Annotated in this window: 13 protein-coding genes; 7 read left to right on the forward strand and 6 right to left on the reverse strand. The window is 67.7% G+C overall.

The genetic code is table 11. The annotated features are described in order from the left end of the window. Positions 1-4: 4 nt before the first annotated feature. The 4 genes from ACW17U_RS13820 to ACW17U_RS13835 form a co-directional block, all read right to left on the reverse strand. The gene (locus ACW17U_RS13820) at positions 5-457 is read right to left on the reverse strand and encodes a chemotaxis protein CheW (RefSeq protein WP_378109265.1); all 453 of its coding nucleotides are present in this window, start codon (positions 455-457) and stop codon (positions 5-7) included. A 170-nt stretch (positions 458-627) separates the two neighbouring features. Continuing rightward, positions 628-747 carry a cytochrome bd-I oxidase subunit CydX gene (gene cydX / locus ACW17U_RS13825; protein WP_062144095.1) on the reverse strand — a complete coding sequence of 40 codons (120 nt, stop codon included), beginning with the start codon at positions 745-747 and terminating at the stop codon, positions 628-630. 13 nt (positions 748-760) lie between these two features. Beyond that, entirely contained in the window at positions 761-1,909 is a 1,149-nt protein-coding gene (gene cydB, locus ACW17U_RS13830) for a cytochrome d ubiquinol oxidase subunit II (protein ID WP_492053180.1), read from the reverse strand. 12 nt (positions 1,910-1,921) lie between these two features. After that, positions 1,922-3,481, reverse strand: coding sequence for a cytochrome ubiquinol oxidase subunit I (locus tag ACW17U_RS13835; protein ID WP_492053181.1), 1,560 nt, complete (start codon positions 3,479-3,481; stop codon positions 1,922-1,924). Positions 3,482-3,658: 177 nt separating this feature from the next. Between ACW17U_RS13835 and cydD the strand changes: the two genes are divergently transcribed. The 4 genes from cydD to fixJ all read left to right on the forward strand — a co-directional run bounded on the left by cydD (position 3,659) and on the right by fixJ (position 9,182). Continuing rightward, positions 3,659-5,257: a thiol reductant ABC exporter subunit CydD gene (gene cydD / locus ACW17U_RS13840; protein WP_492053183.1), complete on the forward strand. Its 1,599-nt coding sequence runs from the start codon at positions 3,659-3,661 to the stop codon at positions 5,255-5,257. Then, a complete protein-coding gene (locus tag ACW17U_RS13845; RefSeq protein WP_492053185.1) occupies positions 5,254-6,852 on the forward strand; it encodes an amino acid ABC transporter ATP-binding/permease protein in 1,599 nt (532 codons plus the stop codon). Before cydD ends, ACW17U_RS13845 begins: the two co-directional genes overlap by 4 nt. A 262-nt stretch (positions 6,853-7,114) precedes the next feature. Beyond that, positions 7,115-8,584, forward strand: coding sequence for a PAS domain S-box protein (locus tag ACW17U_RS13850; protein WP_062144078.1), 1,470 nt, complete (start codon positions 7,115-7,117; stop codon positions 8,582-8,584). After that, the gene (gene fixJ / locus ACW17U_RS13855; RefSeq protein ID WP_492053187.1) at positions 8,577-9,182 is read left to right on the forward strand and encodes a response regulator FixJ; all 606 of its coding nucleotides are present in this window, start codon (positions 8,577-8,579) and stop codon (positions 9,180-9,182) included. Before ACW17U_RS13850 ends, fixJ begins: the two co-directional genes overlap by 8 nt. Positions 9,183-9,202: 20 nt before the next feature. Here the strand turns inward: fixJ and ACW17U_RS13860 are convergent, their stop codons facing one another. Then, positions 9,203-9,574 (reverse strand): response regulator, encoded by a 372-nt coding sequence (locus tag ACW17U_RS13860; RefSeq protein WP_492053189.1) that lies wholly within the window; start codon positions 9,572-9,574, stop codon positions 9,203-9,205. Positions 9,575-9,738: 164 nt separating this feature from the next. Between ACW17U_RS13860 and fixK the strand changes: the two genes are divergently transcribed. Next, on the forward strand, positions 9,739-10,383 hold the full coding sequence (fixK, locus tag ACW17U_RS13865; RefSeq protein WP_062144069.1) for a transcriptional regulator FixK: 645 nt from the start codon (positions 9,739-9,741) through the stop codon (positions 10,381-10,383). On the opposite strand, the gene ACW17U_RS13870 is transcribed toward fixK, so the two are convergent. Beyond that, a complete protein-coding gene (locus tag ACW17U_RS13870; protein WP_492053192.1) occupies positions 10,380-11,693 on the reverse strand; it encodes an MFS transporter in 1,314 nt (437 codons plus the stop codon). The genes fixK and ACW17U_RS13870 overlap by 4 nt on opposite strands. A gap of 121 nt (positions 11,694-11,814) precedes the next feature. Here ACW17U_RS13870 and motA point away from each other — a divergent pair, with 121 nt between their 5' ends. Together motA and ACW17U_RS13880 are read left to right on the forward strand one after the other, a co-directional pair. Further along, positions 11,815-12,684 (forward strand): flagellar motor stator protein MotA, encoded by an 870-nt coding sequence (motA, locus tag ACW17U_RS13875; protein WP_492053194.1) that lies wholly within the window; start codon positions 11,815-11,817, stop codon positions 12,682-12,684. A gap of 144 nt (positions 12,685-12,828) precedes the next feature. Next, the gene (locus tag ACW17U_RS13880) at positions 12,829-13,152 is read left to right on the forward strand and encodes a hypothetical protein (RefSeq protein ID WP_492053196.1); all 324 of its coding nucleotides are present in this window, start codon (positions 12,829-12,831) and stop codon (positions 13,150-13,152) included. Positions 13,153-13,174: the final 22 nt, after the last annotated feature.

Below are 13,174 nucleotides of genomic sequence, written 5' to 3' on the forward strand. Positions count from 1 at the left end.
GCGCCTAGGCTGCTTCGCTGATCAGGGCCGGGAAGACGTCGTTCATGCGCAGATAGGTGATCAGGCGGTTTTCCATCGAGATGATCGCCTGGATGAAGCGCAGCTCCTCGACGCCGAGGTCAGGGGCTGGCTGCAGGTGTTCGCGCGAGACGGTGAAGGTCTCGCTGACGGCGTCGACCAGAATGCCGGCCAGGCGGTCCTGGCACTCGACCACCACGATCACGTGGCGGGTCTCGGGGATGGTGACCCCCAGGCCGAGGCGGTTGCGCAGGTCGATGACCGGCATGATCGCGCCACGCAGGTTGATGACACCGCGCAGATAGGACGGCGCGTGCGGGATCGGAGTCGCCGGAGTCCAGCCGCGGATTTCGCGGACGGTCTTCACGTCGATGCAGAACTCCTGCTCGCCGATGCAGAAGGAGATCAGCTCCAGGGCCGGCGCATTTGGGTCGGACATATCAGGTTCCCCGGGATCGTCAGGTCAGCCGTGGCTCCGATTCACACCACCGGCGCGCTTCGGGTCACGCTGACACAAGAACCGATCCGCCCTTTAACAACGGTTAACGGTGACGCCAAACTCGCGCGCTGGATTGTCGCAATCGCGAAATCCCCGCGCCGGACCGGTGGTCAGGGCTCCGAGAGGCCCTCGTCGCCGTCATCGGCGAGGTTGAACTCGTACCAGACGCCGTTCAGCACGCCGAAGGCGACGGCCAGACCCAGACCCAGGACCCACGCAAAATACCACATCGTCTCGTCTCCCTCAGTAGAGGTCAGGGTTGGTGGCCAGGGCGGCCGTGGTGCTGCGTCCCCACAGAACCCGATAGACCCAGGCGGTATAGAGCAGGACCAGCGGCAGGAAGATCACCGTACAGACCAGCATGATGAACAGGGTCAGGTGGCTGGACGAGGCATTCCAGACCGTGAGGCTCGAGCGCGGATCGGCAACGCTGGGCAGGATGAACGGGAACATCGACAGGCCGACCGTCGAGATGATCCCGAGGGTCGAAACCGTCGAGCCGGTGAAGGACAGCACGGCCTTGTCCAGCCTCAGGCCCAGCAGGGCCAGGGCGGCCCCGACAAAGCCCAGGACCGGGGCGAGGATCATCCAGCTATGGCGGACATAGTTGTCCAGCCAGGCGCCGGGCGCGGCGACGACGCCGGTGCGCAGCGGGTTGGACGGTCCGGCGGCATTGGTCAGGTCCTCAAGCCGGAACCCCTGCCCCCCGAAGGCGACGAAGAAGCCGCCGGCGGCGAACAGCACGATACTGGCCAGACCGGCGATTTCACCAAAGCGGCGGGCACGTTCGATGACGGGGCCCTCTTCCGCCTTGACGGACAGCCAGGCCGCGCCGTGCAGCACCAGCATGGCGACCGAAAGCAGGCCGCACAGCAGGGCAAAGGGCGAGAACAGTCCCAGCAGCGAGCCCAGATAGGTGATCCGGAGATCGCTATCGAAGCGGAAGGGCGCGCCCTGCAGGACATTGCCCACGGCAACCCCGAACACCAGGACCGGAACGAAGCCGCCGGTGAACAGCGCCCAGTCCCAGAAGGACCGCCAGCGCGGATCGGGCCGCTTGGAGCGATATTTGAAACCCACCGGCCGCAGGATCATCGCGGCCAGGACCAGGAACATGGCCAGGTAGAAGCCTGAAAAGCTGACGGCATAGACCAGAGGCCAGGCCGCGAAGATCGCCCCGCCGCCGAGGATGAACCAGACCTGGTTACCTTCCCAGGTCGCGCCGACGGTGTTGATCACCATGCGCCGCTCTTCGTCGGTCTTGGCCACGAAGGGCAGCAGGGCCCCGACACCCATGTCAAAGCCGTCGGTCAGGGCAAAACCGATCAGCAGGACGCCCATCAGCGCCCACCAGATGACCCTCAGGGTCGCATAGTCGATTGGAAGTTCCATGACGGTCATTCCTCAGGCGACGGCCGGTTCGCCGGCGGGGGAGACGGCAAAGGTCTCCTGCTCGGCGAAGGGGCCCTTCTTGATGTGGCGCAGGATCAGCCCGACCTCGACCACCGCAAGGGCGCCATAGAGCAGGGTGAAGGCGATGATGGTGGTCCAGAGCTGGGCGACGCTCAGGCTTGACGCGCCCAGGAAGGTCGGCAGCACGCCCTCCACGGCCCAGGGCTGACGGCCGACCTCGGCGAGGACCCAGCCCAGCTCCGAAGCGATCCATGGCAGCGGGATGGCGCAGACCGCCAGGAGCAGGAACCACTTGGTCTGGTGCTTGCGCAGGGTGACCAGCACGAAGGCGGTGGCGAACAGGGCGATCAGCAGCAGGCCGGTCCCGGCCATGATCCGGAAGGCCCAGAACATCACCGGCACATTGGGCACCGTATCCCAGGCCGTGCGCTTGATCGTGGCCGGATCGGCCATGCGCGGGTCGGAGACATAGCGCTTGAGCATCAGGCCATAGCCCAGGTCGCGGCGATGCTGCTCGAAGGTGGCCCGGGCGGCGAGGTCCTTGGGATTGGCCTTCAGAGCCTCCACGGCGCCATAGGCGATAATCCCGGATTCGATGCGATCCTCGGCCGTGGCGACCAGTTCGAAGATGCCGGCGACCGGCTTGTCGATGCTGCGCGTGGCGATCAGGCCCAGCACATAGGGAATCTTGACCTCGTAGTGGGTCTTGCGGTCAGCGAGGCTGGGAATGCCGAAGGCCGCCAGGCCGGCCGGGGCAGGTTCGGTCTCCCACATGGCCTCAAGGGCGGCCAGCTTCATTCTCTGGTTGTCGGTCAGGGTATAGCCGCTCTCGTCACCCAGCACGACGACCGAGAGGGACGAGGCCAGGCCGAAGGCGGCGGCGACCGTCATCGAGCGCTTGGCCACGCCGACATACTTGCCCTTGAGCAGATACCAGGCCGAAACCCCCAGCACGAAGACGGCGGCGATGGTGTAGCCGGCGCTGACCGTGTGCACGAACTTGGCCTGGGCCACCGGATTGAAGATCACGGCACCAAAATCGGTGACCTCCATGCGCATGGTGTCGGGATTGAAGGCCGCGCCGACCGGGTTCTGCATCCAGCCATTGGCGACCAGGATCCACAGGGCGGAGAAATTGGTGCCGACGGCGACCAGGAAGGTGACGAACAGGTGTCCCACCCGGGACAGCTTGTCCCAGCCGAAGAACATCAGGCCGACAAAGGTGGCTTCCAGGAAGAAGGCCATCAGGCCCTCGATCGCCAGCGGGGCACCGAAGATGTCCCCGACGTAGTGCGAGTAGTAGGACCAGTTCATGCCGAACTGGAATTCCATGGTCAGGCCCGTGGCCACGCCCAGGACAAAGTTGATACCAAACAGCCCGGCCCAGAACCGCGTGACCGTTCGCCAGATTGGGCGCTTGGTCATCACGTAGATGCTCTCCATGATGACGAGCATGAACGAGAGCCCCAGGGTCAGAGGCACGAACAGGAAGTGGTACAGCGCGGTCAGCGCGAACTGCAGCCTCGAGAGATCGACGACGGCGGGGTCCATGCACAGCTCCGATACGGACGGCGAATGATCGCGCCGACCGAGAGCTCTGCCCTAGGCCGGTCCGACCGCAAAAGCCTTGATCCAGATCAAGGCCAACGGACATCGCCAACCTACACTCAACCCATGCAAGCTCGTCCAGCGCTTATCGCTGGCCCCTCCCCGGTCGCCACGAAATTGATGGCCCTCGCAGGCGCGGGCGCGTCTGCCCTGCGCCGCGCGCGCGGCCTTGTTGTGCTGGACGGCGTTGCTGCTGCCGGCTTTGCGGCGACCCTGGCCTTTACGATCGACGCCCTGGCGACCGGAAAAGGCTTTCGCGTCTGGCTTGCCCTGCTGTGCCTGGCGATGATCGCCCGCGGCGTCATGGCCAAACTGGCCCTGGAGGCGGGTGCCGAGGCTGCCGCCAGGGTGAAAGCCGCCGCCCGCGCCGAGGCCGTGACGGCCCTGGTCGCCCGCAATCCCGGCGGCAGTGTCTCGAGTGCAGCCGTGACCACCGCCGTCGTCGAGGGCGTCGAGGCTCTGGACGGCCATGTCTCCCGCTTCATCCCGGCCCGGTTTGCCGCCGCTGCCACGCCCCTGGCCCTGATCGCCGTCGCGGCCGTCGCCAGCCCGATCGCTGCAGCCATCCTGCTGGGGGCCCTGGTCCCGTTCATCATCGCCATGGCCCTGGCCGGTACAGCCGCCGCAGCCGAATCCCGCGCCCAGTTCCTCGCCCTGGAACGGCTTTCGGGGATGTTTCTCGACCGGGTGCGCGCCTTGCCGGTGGTGCTGGCCTTCCAGGCCGAGTCGCGGATCACCCGTGATCTGGCCCGCTCGGCCGAGGAGCTGGCGAACCGCACCATCCGGGTCCTGCGGGTCGCCTTCTTCTCGACGGGGGCACTGGAATTCTTTGCCGCCCTCTCCGTGGCCCTGGTCGCGGTCTATTGCGGCTTCAACCTGCTGCGCCTGCTGCCGTTTCCGGTACCCGAACAGCTGGACCTGAAGCGCGCCTTCTTCGTACTGGCCCTGGCCCCGGAGATCTATCTGCCGATGCGGCGGCTGGCGGCGGCCTATCACGACCGCCAGGCCGCCGAGGCTGCGACCGCCAGCCTGATCGCCCTGCCTTCGGCCAGTCCTCGCGCCGACGCACCGTCCCTGACTGAACCGCCGGTGATCCGCTTCAGCCGGGTGACCATCCACTATCCCGAGGCCGATGCCCCGGCTGTGCAGCAGCTTGATCTGGAGATTGCCGCCGGGAAGATCGTCGCCCTGCTGGGCCCCAGCGGCTCGGGCAAGACCTCCCTGCTGAACCTGCTGCTCGACCTGGCCCCGCTGACCGAAGGCGCGGTCCTGGTCAATGGCCAGACCCTGGCCGAGCTCGGCAGCCTGACGGGCCAGATCGCCTGGGCCGGACAACATCCCCTGATCATGCCCGGAACCCTGGCCGACAACATCGCCCTGGCCCATCGCAGCGCCAGCCGGGCCGAGATCGAGTCGGCCGCCGAGCGCGTGGGGCTAGCCGCAGCCCTGTCCCGGCGATCGGCGGGTCTGGACACCTGGCTGGACGAGCGGGGCAGCGGCCTGTCGGGGGGCGAACGGCGGCGACTGTCCCTGGCCCGCGCTATCCTCAAGCCTGCGCCGATCCTGCTGCTGGACGAACCGACCGCCAATCTCGATGCCGCCGCAGAAGCCGAGCTCCTCGGGGCCATAGCCGAGGCGGCCAGGGGCCGGACCACCCTGATCGCCACCCACGCCCAGGCCGTCGCGGCCCTGGCCGACCATGTGGTGACCCTGGCATGAGCCCCTCGCCCCTACAGACCCTGATCCGGCTGCAGCGCCGCCGTCATGCCGAGGGCCTGTGGCTGGCGGCGATCTGCGCGGCCGTGGTCGGCGGTGCCTCGACCCTGCTTCTCGGCCTGTCGGGCTGGTTCATCACAGCCTCCTTCCTGGCGGGCCTCGCCGGCCTGGCCAGTGCCCAGGCCTTCAATGTTCTGCTGCCCAGCGCCACCATCCGGCTGCTGGCCATCCTGCGCACCGCCGCGCGCTATGGCGAGCGCCTGAGCGGTCATGCCGCCGCCCTGAAGTCGCTTGCCGCGATCCGGCCCGTGCTGTTCTCCGCCCTCGCGGCCGCTCCACCGGCCGAAGCCCTGAGCCTGTCGGGCGGCGAGGCCTCGGCCCGACTTGTCCAGGATGTCGACGCCATCGAGACCCGCTTTGTGCGGCTGTCGGCTCCCTGGGGCGCGGGCGCGGCGGTGACGGCCGGGCTCGGGCTGGGCGCTCTGGCGGGCTGGGGCCCCGCCCTGGCGATTCTGGTCTCGGCGGCGGCTGCGCTGCTGATCGCCCGGGCCCTGGCCCGCCGGTTCTCCGCCCCCGCCGGCCGCGAGATCCAGACGCGCATCGGGGCCCTGAAGGACGCCACCGCCAGTCTGTCAGCCGCAGCCCCGGAACTGCGGGCCTTTGGTCTCGAGGCCTATGCCCGCCAGACCCTGGCGAGCCGCGGCGAGGCGGTCGATCAGGCCCGGCTGGCCGCCGCCCGGGCCAGGGGCTGGATCGCCGTTTCCCAGGCCACGGTGCTTGGCCTGGCCGTCGTCGCCGCCGTACTGCTGGCCGCTCCGGCCGGTGCAGCCCTGGCGGCCCTGGCCGGGCTGGCCGCCGCCATGGCCGTGGAGGGTGTCGGGGCCATGGCCTCGGCCTTCGATCAGGACGGCGCGGCCGACCAGGCCGCCGAACGACTGGACGGGGTGCTGCGACATGCCCCCAGGCCGGCGACGGAGACGGACCTGCCGGGACTGGACCTGCACTTTGCCGGGCAGGACTTTGCGGCGGGCAGCCGCATCGCCATCACCGGTGCCTCGGGCAGCGGCAAGACGACCCTGCTCGAAAGGCTGATGGCGCTGCGGCCGTCGAAGGCCGGCGACCTGAGTCTGGGTGGGCACGACCTGGCCGTTCTCGACCTGGCCAGGGTTCGCGCGGCCTTCGCCCTGGCCCCGCAGGACGCGGCCCTGATCGCCGGAACCGTGGCCGACAACCTGCGCCTCGCAGCACCGGACGCGACTGAGGAAGCGATGTGGGCAGCCCTCACGGACGCCGCACTGGACGCGCGCATTCGTGCGGCTCCGGCGGGTCTGAACACCTGGCTGGGCGACAATGGCGAGCGGCTTTCCGGCGGCGAACGCCGGAGGCTGTCCCTGGCCCGGGCCTATCTGCGGCCTGCGCCCTGGCTGTTGCTGGATGAACCGACCGAAGGTCTGGATGCCGCCACCGAGACCCGGTTACTGGATCGCCTGGTCGCGCGCCTGGACCGTACAGGCCAGGGTCTGGTGCTGGTCAGCCACCGGCCTTCGCCGGTGGCGATCTGCGAGCGGACGGTGACCCTGTCCGCCCCTTCAACCTAGTCCCGATTGGCGTGGATATAGACGCCAAACAGCACGACGGCGAAGGTCGAGAAGGCTGCGATGACCAGTGAAAGATATGCGACTTGTCCGCCTGACATGGAGGCTCTCCCTTGCTGAGGTCCACAAGGATTCCCCGGGCCCGTCGCCCCGGCTTTGACATCGATCAAAAGTCCGCGGCCCTGGCCCGACGATGACCGCTCGCCGACGGCCGCCCCTCGGCTATAAGACCGCCAAGGCGCTTCCCGCGCGACAGAGACTCGATATGAAGGCGGTCCGCCCGACCCCCTATCCCCTGTTCAGCGATCCGCGCCCGGCCCCCTATCTGGTTGCGGCCCTGGCGATCGGGGCGACCTTTCTGGTGCGGCTGTCCCTGGGCGAGGCCTTTACGGCCGCCTCGTCGTTCCTGCTGTTCATTCCGGCCGTTCTGGTCAGCGCGGCCCTGGGCGGGCTGATCTGCGGCCTCTTCGCAACGGTCTTTGCCAGCCTCGCGGTCGGGCTGTTGACCCAGGACGATACCCGGACCCTGGTCGGTGCCCTGAGCGGGGTGATCTTCCTGCTGGTCGGGATCGGCATGGCCATTGGCGGCGGCTGGTTCCATGCGGCCCGGCGTCGGGCGGCCGCCACCAATGCCCACCTGCAGTCGATCCTCGACACCGTCCCGGACGGCGTGGTGGTGATCGACCGTGATGGGATGATGACCTCCTTCAGTCCCGCCGCAGAGCGTCTGTTCGGCTGGACCGCCGCCGAGGCCCTTGGCCGCAATGTCAGCCTGCTGATGCCCACGCCAAACCGCGAGGCCCATGACGGCTTCCTGCGCCGCTATGCCGAGTCCGGCGAGAAGCGGATCATCGGGGTCGGGCGCGTCGTGGTCGGCGTGCGCAAGGACGGCTCGACCTTTCCGATGGAGCTGGCCGTCGGCGAGACCGGAGGGCCCCGCCCCTCCTTCACCGGCTTCATCCGTGACCTGACCGATCGCCAGCAGACCGAAACCCGCCTGCAGGAACTGCAGAACGAACTCGTCCATGTCTCGCGCCTGACCGCCGTGGGCGAGATGGCCTCGGCCCTGGCCCATGAGCTGAACCAGCCCCTGTCGGCCATCGCCAACCTGCTGACCGGATCGCGACGCCTGATGGACCGGGGACGTCCGGCCGACCAGGCCAAGGTCCGCGACGCCATCGACCGCGCCGCCGCCCAGGCCCTGAGGGCGGGAGATGTCATCCACAAGATGCGCGACTTTGTCCGCCGCGGAGCCAGCGAGCGCGAGGTCGAGAGCCTGTCCAAGCTGGTCGAGGAAGCCAGCGCCCTGGCCCTGATCGGTGAGAAGGAGCGCCAGGTCGAGGTGCGGCTGTCCCTGGATCCCCAGGCCGACCAGGTCTTCGCCGACCGGGTGCAGATCCAGCAGGTCCTGCTGAACCTGATCCGCAACGGCATTGACGCCATGGAGAACCTGCCGCGGCGCGAACTGGTCATTGCCAGCGACCTGACCGAAGAAGGCTGGGCGCGGGTCAGTGTCGCCGACAGCGGCGGCGGCATCACCGACGCAGTGCTGGAAAAGCTGTTCCAGCCCTTCATGACCACCAAGCCCCAGGGCATGGGCGTGGGGCTTTCCATCTCGCGCTCGATCATCGAGGCTCACGGCGGCCGGATCTGGGCCGAGTCCAATCCCGGCGGCGGCACGATCTTCCGCTTCACCCTGCCGCCCGCCGATCAGGAGGACGATATCCATGACTGAGGCTGTGGTTCACGTGGTCGACGACGACGAAAGCGCCCGGGAATCCCTGGCCTTCCTGCTGGAGTCGGCCGATTTCGAGGTCGCCACCTATGCCGGCGCCCCGGACTTTCTGGCGGCCCTGCCGACCGCCCGGCCCGGCTGCGTGATCACCGATGTCCGCATGCCCGAGATGAGCGGCCAGGAGCTGGTCGCGCGGCTCGCCGCCCTCAATGCCCGCATGCCGGTGATCATGATCACCGGCCATGGCGATATCCCGATGGCGGTCGAGGCCATGCGGTCGGGGGTCGTCGACTTCATCGAGAAGCCGTTCTCGGAAGGCCGGATCCTGGACGCCCTGAAGCGCGCCCTCAACACCCTGGAGGCCCCGGCTGTCTCCGGCGACCAGGCCGACATCCAGCACCGGCTCGAAACCCTTTCGGAGCGCGAGCGCCAGGTTCTGGACGGGGTCGTCGCCGGCCATCCCAACAAGGTCATCGCCCGCGAGCTGGGCATCAGTCCCCGGACCGTCGAGATCTACCGCGCCAAGCTGATGACCAAGATGCATGCCGACAACCTGGCCGCCCTCGTGCGGATGACCCTGTCGGTGCGGGGACAGTAGCCAACCGCGCCTCTATGCTGTCAGGCCAGGGCCGCCGCGATCTGCCGGCTCAGCGCGTCGGTCATCAGCGGCTTTTCCACCACCCGGACCCGGGTCCCGGACATGGGGCGGAGCGCGCGGCCCGCCGACAGCAGGATCACCGGATCACGGCGACGACGCAGGGCCGCCCTCAGCCTGGCATCAAAGGCGGTTTCGTCGAGCACGAAACAGGCAGAGCCCAGTCGGTTGCAGGCGGCCAGCAAGGCTTCTGCCGCCGCAAAGACCCTGACCCTGTAGCCTTCGGTCTCCAGTGAGAAGCGCAGGGCTTCACGCAGAGCCTCGTCTTCGTCGAGCACCACGATCAGGGGGCTCCACGCAGGTTCTCCGGCCGAAGCGTCAGGAAGTCCGCACATGGCTGCAACATCGCCGGGGCTCGGCCTTTACGCCTTGATTCAACGCAAGCCGGCTTCCCCGAAGGGCTCCGCAGCCTCGCTTAAGTAGCGGCCCTTATGCGCCGCACCCGAATGTTCAGGCCGCCTCGTGCGTTCCACAATCTGATCCATTGAGGGACCACCAGATGTTTTCGCCGCTCCGCCCGTCCGACACGCCGATCCAGACGGCAGCGCCCTTCGGCTTCACCGGACCCTGCCTGCGCCATGCCCGTGACGAAGAGGTTTTCGGCGAAGGCGAGGCGGCCGAGCATGTCTATCAGGTGATTTCGGGCGCGGTTCGTACCCTCCGAACCCTGCGTGACGGACGACGGCAAATCGACGAGTTCCACTTTGCCGGTGACTATTTCGGCATTGAGGCGGGCGACCTGCATCGGGTGTCGGCGGAGGCCATGACCGATACGACGGTTCGCATGGTCCGCCGCGCCGCTCTCAGCCAGCTGGCCGCCAAACAGGTGGACGTCGCCAGGATTCTGTTTCGCCTGACGGTCGAGGGCCTGCAGCGCAGCCAGGACCATGTGCTGATGCTGGGCCGGAAAACCGCGCGCGAACGGGTGGTCGGCCTGCTGATCGACCTGGTCGAACGCACCGGGGCCGACGGCGAACTGGATATTCCCATGACCCGGCAGGACATGGCTGACTATCTGGGCCTGACCATCGAGACCGTGTCCCGGACCCTGACCCAGCTGCAGGCGGACGGCATCATCGCCATTCCGACCACCCGCCACATCGTGCTGCGCGATGGGGCGGCCCTGAGGCGACTGGCCAACTAGCTGCCTTCGTCGCTGCGTTCGAGGCTGGCCAGGGTCGCCTCTTCCTGCGGATCAGAGTCGCTGACCTTGCGCAGGGCTGACTGCCTGAGGGCGTAGATCAGCAGGCCGAGCAGGACGACGGCATTGAGGATGAACGGCCCCCAGCCGACCCAGCGATAGAGCATGACGAACAGAGGGCCGAACACGACATTGAGGCCATTGATGGCTGCGATCGCCCCGGCCGCCCCGGCCTGGTCCCTGGCCCCGACCGACAGGGAGGCCCCGGCGGTGAAGCCGGGTCTGGCAAAGCCATAGCCCAGATTGGCGATGGCGAAACCGATGGCCACGGCCGCATAGTCGGGCGCAAAAGCGACAATCACGTTGCCGACCGCCGCCGCCGCCACGCCCCAGCGCATCAGGTCGCGCGGCCGCATGGCGAACATGCGGATCAGGCCCCACTGAGCCAACAGTCCGGCTACCGCCCCGGCCGCCATGGCCAGGGTGATATAGCCTTGGGCCTGCATCGGCGGCAGTTGCAGCTTGTCGATGATCAGGAAGCCCAGCGTCTGGGACTGGGCCGTCTGGCAGGAGGCGACGAGAAATCCGTAGATCAGAAACGGCTTGAGGCGCGGATCGCGCCAGAGGGCTGCGCCCTCGCCCTTGAGCGACAGACCAAAGCCCCGGCGCGGTGGCGCTTCAGCCTGGCCAGGCGTGAAGGTTTCCGGCAGGCCGCGCTGGACCACGACCAGCATGACGCCGGCCAGGATGGCGAAGGCGAACATCGGCCCCGCCAGGCCGACCACAGGCAGGACAAAGAGCGGAGCCAACAAGGGTCCCACCACCGTGCCGAGCCCGAAGGCTCCGGCCAGGGTGGCCATGCTCTGGGTGCGTTCCTCACGGCTGGTCCGCTCGGCCATATAGGCCTGGGTGGCCGGATTGGAGGCCGAGCCGAACAGGCCAAACAGGGCTCGCGCCGTCAGGAACAGGCCGAAGATCACCATGGGCGAGGCCAGATGGTGCAGGCCGGCACTGACCACGATCGCGCACAGGGTCATGGAGACGAAGAAGCCGGCCAGGCCCAGCAGGATCAGCGGCTTGCGGCCATGCAGGTCGGACTGGCGGGCCCAGAAGGGCGAACTGATGGCCCAAAGCACGGCCGACAGCGAGAAGATCGCCGCCACCAGCACGTCGGGAATGCCGATCTCCCGCCCGATGGCCGGAAGCACCGACCACATGCCGCTATTGCCCATGGCCGAGACCACCGAGACTCCGAAGAGAATCGCGAAGGCACGCCGGTGGCTCCGGGTTTCTTGTGCAGGGGGGGTCGACATCAAACGACTGTTAGGCTGCTCCCTGTCCGCGCGCAACTCGCAGCAATGCGGCCTGCAGGAACCTTGGATTAATCATTAATCGCGATGATGCCGCATCAATTCTCGGGGTCGGTCTTCCGTCATGTTCCAGATCATCGGCATCGTCCTGCTCTTCGCCATGGTGTTCGGCAGCTACCTCATGGCCGGCGGCAAGATGGACGTGATCCTGCACGCCGCCCCGCACGAACTGATGGCCATCGGCGGCGCGGGCGTCTCCGCCTACCTGATCGCCAACTCCATGTCGGTGCTCAAGGCCACGGGCCCCGCCCTCGGCAAGATCTTCGCCGGCCCCAAGTGGAAGCCCTCGGACTATCGCGACCTGCTGGCCCTGCTGTTCCTTCTGACCAAGACCATGAAGTCCAAGGGCGTCATCGCCCTGGAAAGCCACATCGAAAAGCCGCACGAGAGCTCGATCTTCTCGCGCTACCCCAAGATCGCCAAGGACCACTTCGCCGTCGACTTCATCTGCGACACCCTGCGGATGATGACCATGAACCTGGAAGATCCCCACCAGGTCGAGGACGCGATGGAGAAGCAGCTCGAAAAGCACCATCACGAAGCCCACGGCCCGGCCCACGCCCTGACCAATCTTTCAGACGGCCTTCCGGCTCTGGGCATCGTCGCCGCCGTGCTCGGCGTCATCAAGACCATGGGCTCGATCACTGAACCGCCCGCCGTTCTGGGCGGCATGATCGGCGGCGCTCTGGTCGGCACCTTCATGGGCGTGTTCATGGCCTATGGCCTGGTGGGGCCGATGGCGACCCGTCTGGGCGGAATCATCGACGAGGACGCGGCCTTCTACAAGATCATCCAGGCTGTCCTGGTGGCCCACCTGCATGGCAATGCCGCCCAGATCTCGGTCGAGATCGGCCGTGGCAATGTGCCCTCGACGGCCCAGCCCAGCTTCGTCGAGCTCGAAGAAGCCCTGTCGCAGATCCCCAACGAGGCCTGATCAGCACCGGACTCCTGTCTTCGAAGTAATCACGGGCGCGTGACCTCAAGCTTGCGCGTCCGTTCGAACGGGTATTCCCTTGAAGATGCGCCGTCGCCCGCACAGGCGGACGACCGATCAGACTTTCAGCTGCTAGGGAATCCCATGAGCACCCAAGTTCTTCGCACGCTCCTCGTCGCCGGCGTCGCCGTCACTGCCCTGTCGCTCGCCGGCTGCGGCAAGAAGGACGAAGGCCACGACGCCTCGACCGCCGCCGCCGAGGCCGCCGCCGCCGGAGCCAGCACGGTGACCGATGCTGCCACAGCCAAGGAACAGGCCGCCGCGGACGCCAACAAGGCCGCCGCCGACGCCGCCGCTGCACCGATGGAAGAGGGCGAGGCCGCCACCACCGCTGAAGCCCCGGCCACCGCCGCCAAGGCCCCGGCGGAACCCGCCGCTGCCCACGACGACAAGAAGGCCGCCCACTAGGCCCATTCCAAAGGTTCAAAAG

This window comes from Caulobacter sp. AVps16 (assembly GCF_058681455.1).

Bases quoted from the DNA above. Each gene is read 5' to 3' on its own strand.
- ACW17U_RS13860 (WP_492053189.1), bottom strand. From the start codon at position 9,574: ATGTGCGGACTTCCTGACGCTTCGGCCGGAGAACCTGCGTGGAGCCCC.
- ACW17U_RS13845 (WP_492053185.1), top strand. From the start codon at position 5,254: ATGAGCCCCTCGCCCCTACAGACCCTGATCCGGCTGCAGCGCCGCCGT.
- ACW17U_RS13820 (WP_378109265.1), bottom strand. From the start codon at position 457: ATGTCCGACCCAAATGCGCCGGCCCTGGAGCTGATCTCCTTCTGCATC.
- fixJ (WP_492053187.1), top strand. From the start codon at position 8,577: ATGACTGAGGCTGTGGTTCACGTGGTCGACGACGACGAAAGCGCCCGG.
- cydB (WP_492053180.1), bottom strand. From the start codon at position 1,909: ATGGAACTTCCAATCGACTATGCGACCCTGAGGGTCATCTGGTGGGCG.
- ACW17U_RS13870 (WP_492053192.1), bottom strand. From the start codon at position 11,693: ATGTCGACCCCCCCTGCACAAGAAACCCGGAGCCACCGGCGTGCCTTC.
- fixK (WP_062144069.1), top strand. From the start codon at position 9,739: ATGTTTTCGCCGCTCCGCCCGTCCGACACGCCGATCCAGACGGCAGCG.
- ACW17U_RS13880 (WP_492053196.1), top strand. From the start codon at position 12,829: ATGAGCACCCAAGTTCTTCGCACGCTCCTCGTCGCCGGCGTCGCCGTC.
- ACW17U_RS13850 (WP_062144078.1), top strand. From the start codon at position 7,115: ATGAAGGCGGTCCGCCCGACCCCCTATCCCCTGTTCAGCGATCCGCGC.
- motA (WP_492053194.1), top strand. From the start codon at position 11,815: ATGTTCCAGATCATCGGCATCGTCCTGCTCTTCGCCATGGTGTTCGGC.
- ACW17U_RS13835 (WP_492053181.1), bottom strand. From the start codon at position 3,481: ATGGACCCCGCCGTCGTCGATCTCTCGAGGCTGCAGTTCGCGCTGACC.
- cydD (WP_492053183.1), top strand. From the start codon at position 3,659: ATGGCCCTCGCAGGCGCGGGCGCGTCTGCCCTGCGCCGCGCGCGCGGC.
- cydX (WP_062144095.1), bottom strand. From the start codon at position 747: ATGTGGTATTTTGCGTGGGTCCTGGGTCTGGGTCTGGCCGTCGCCTTC.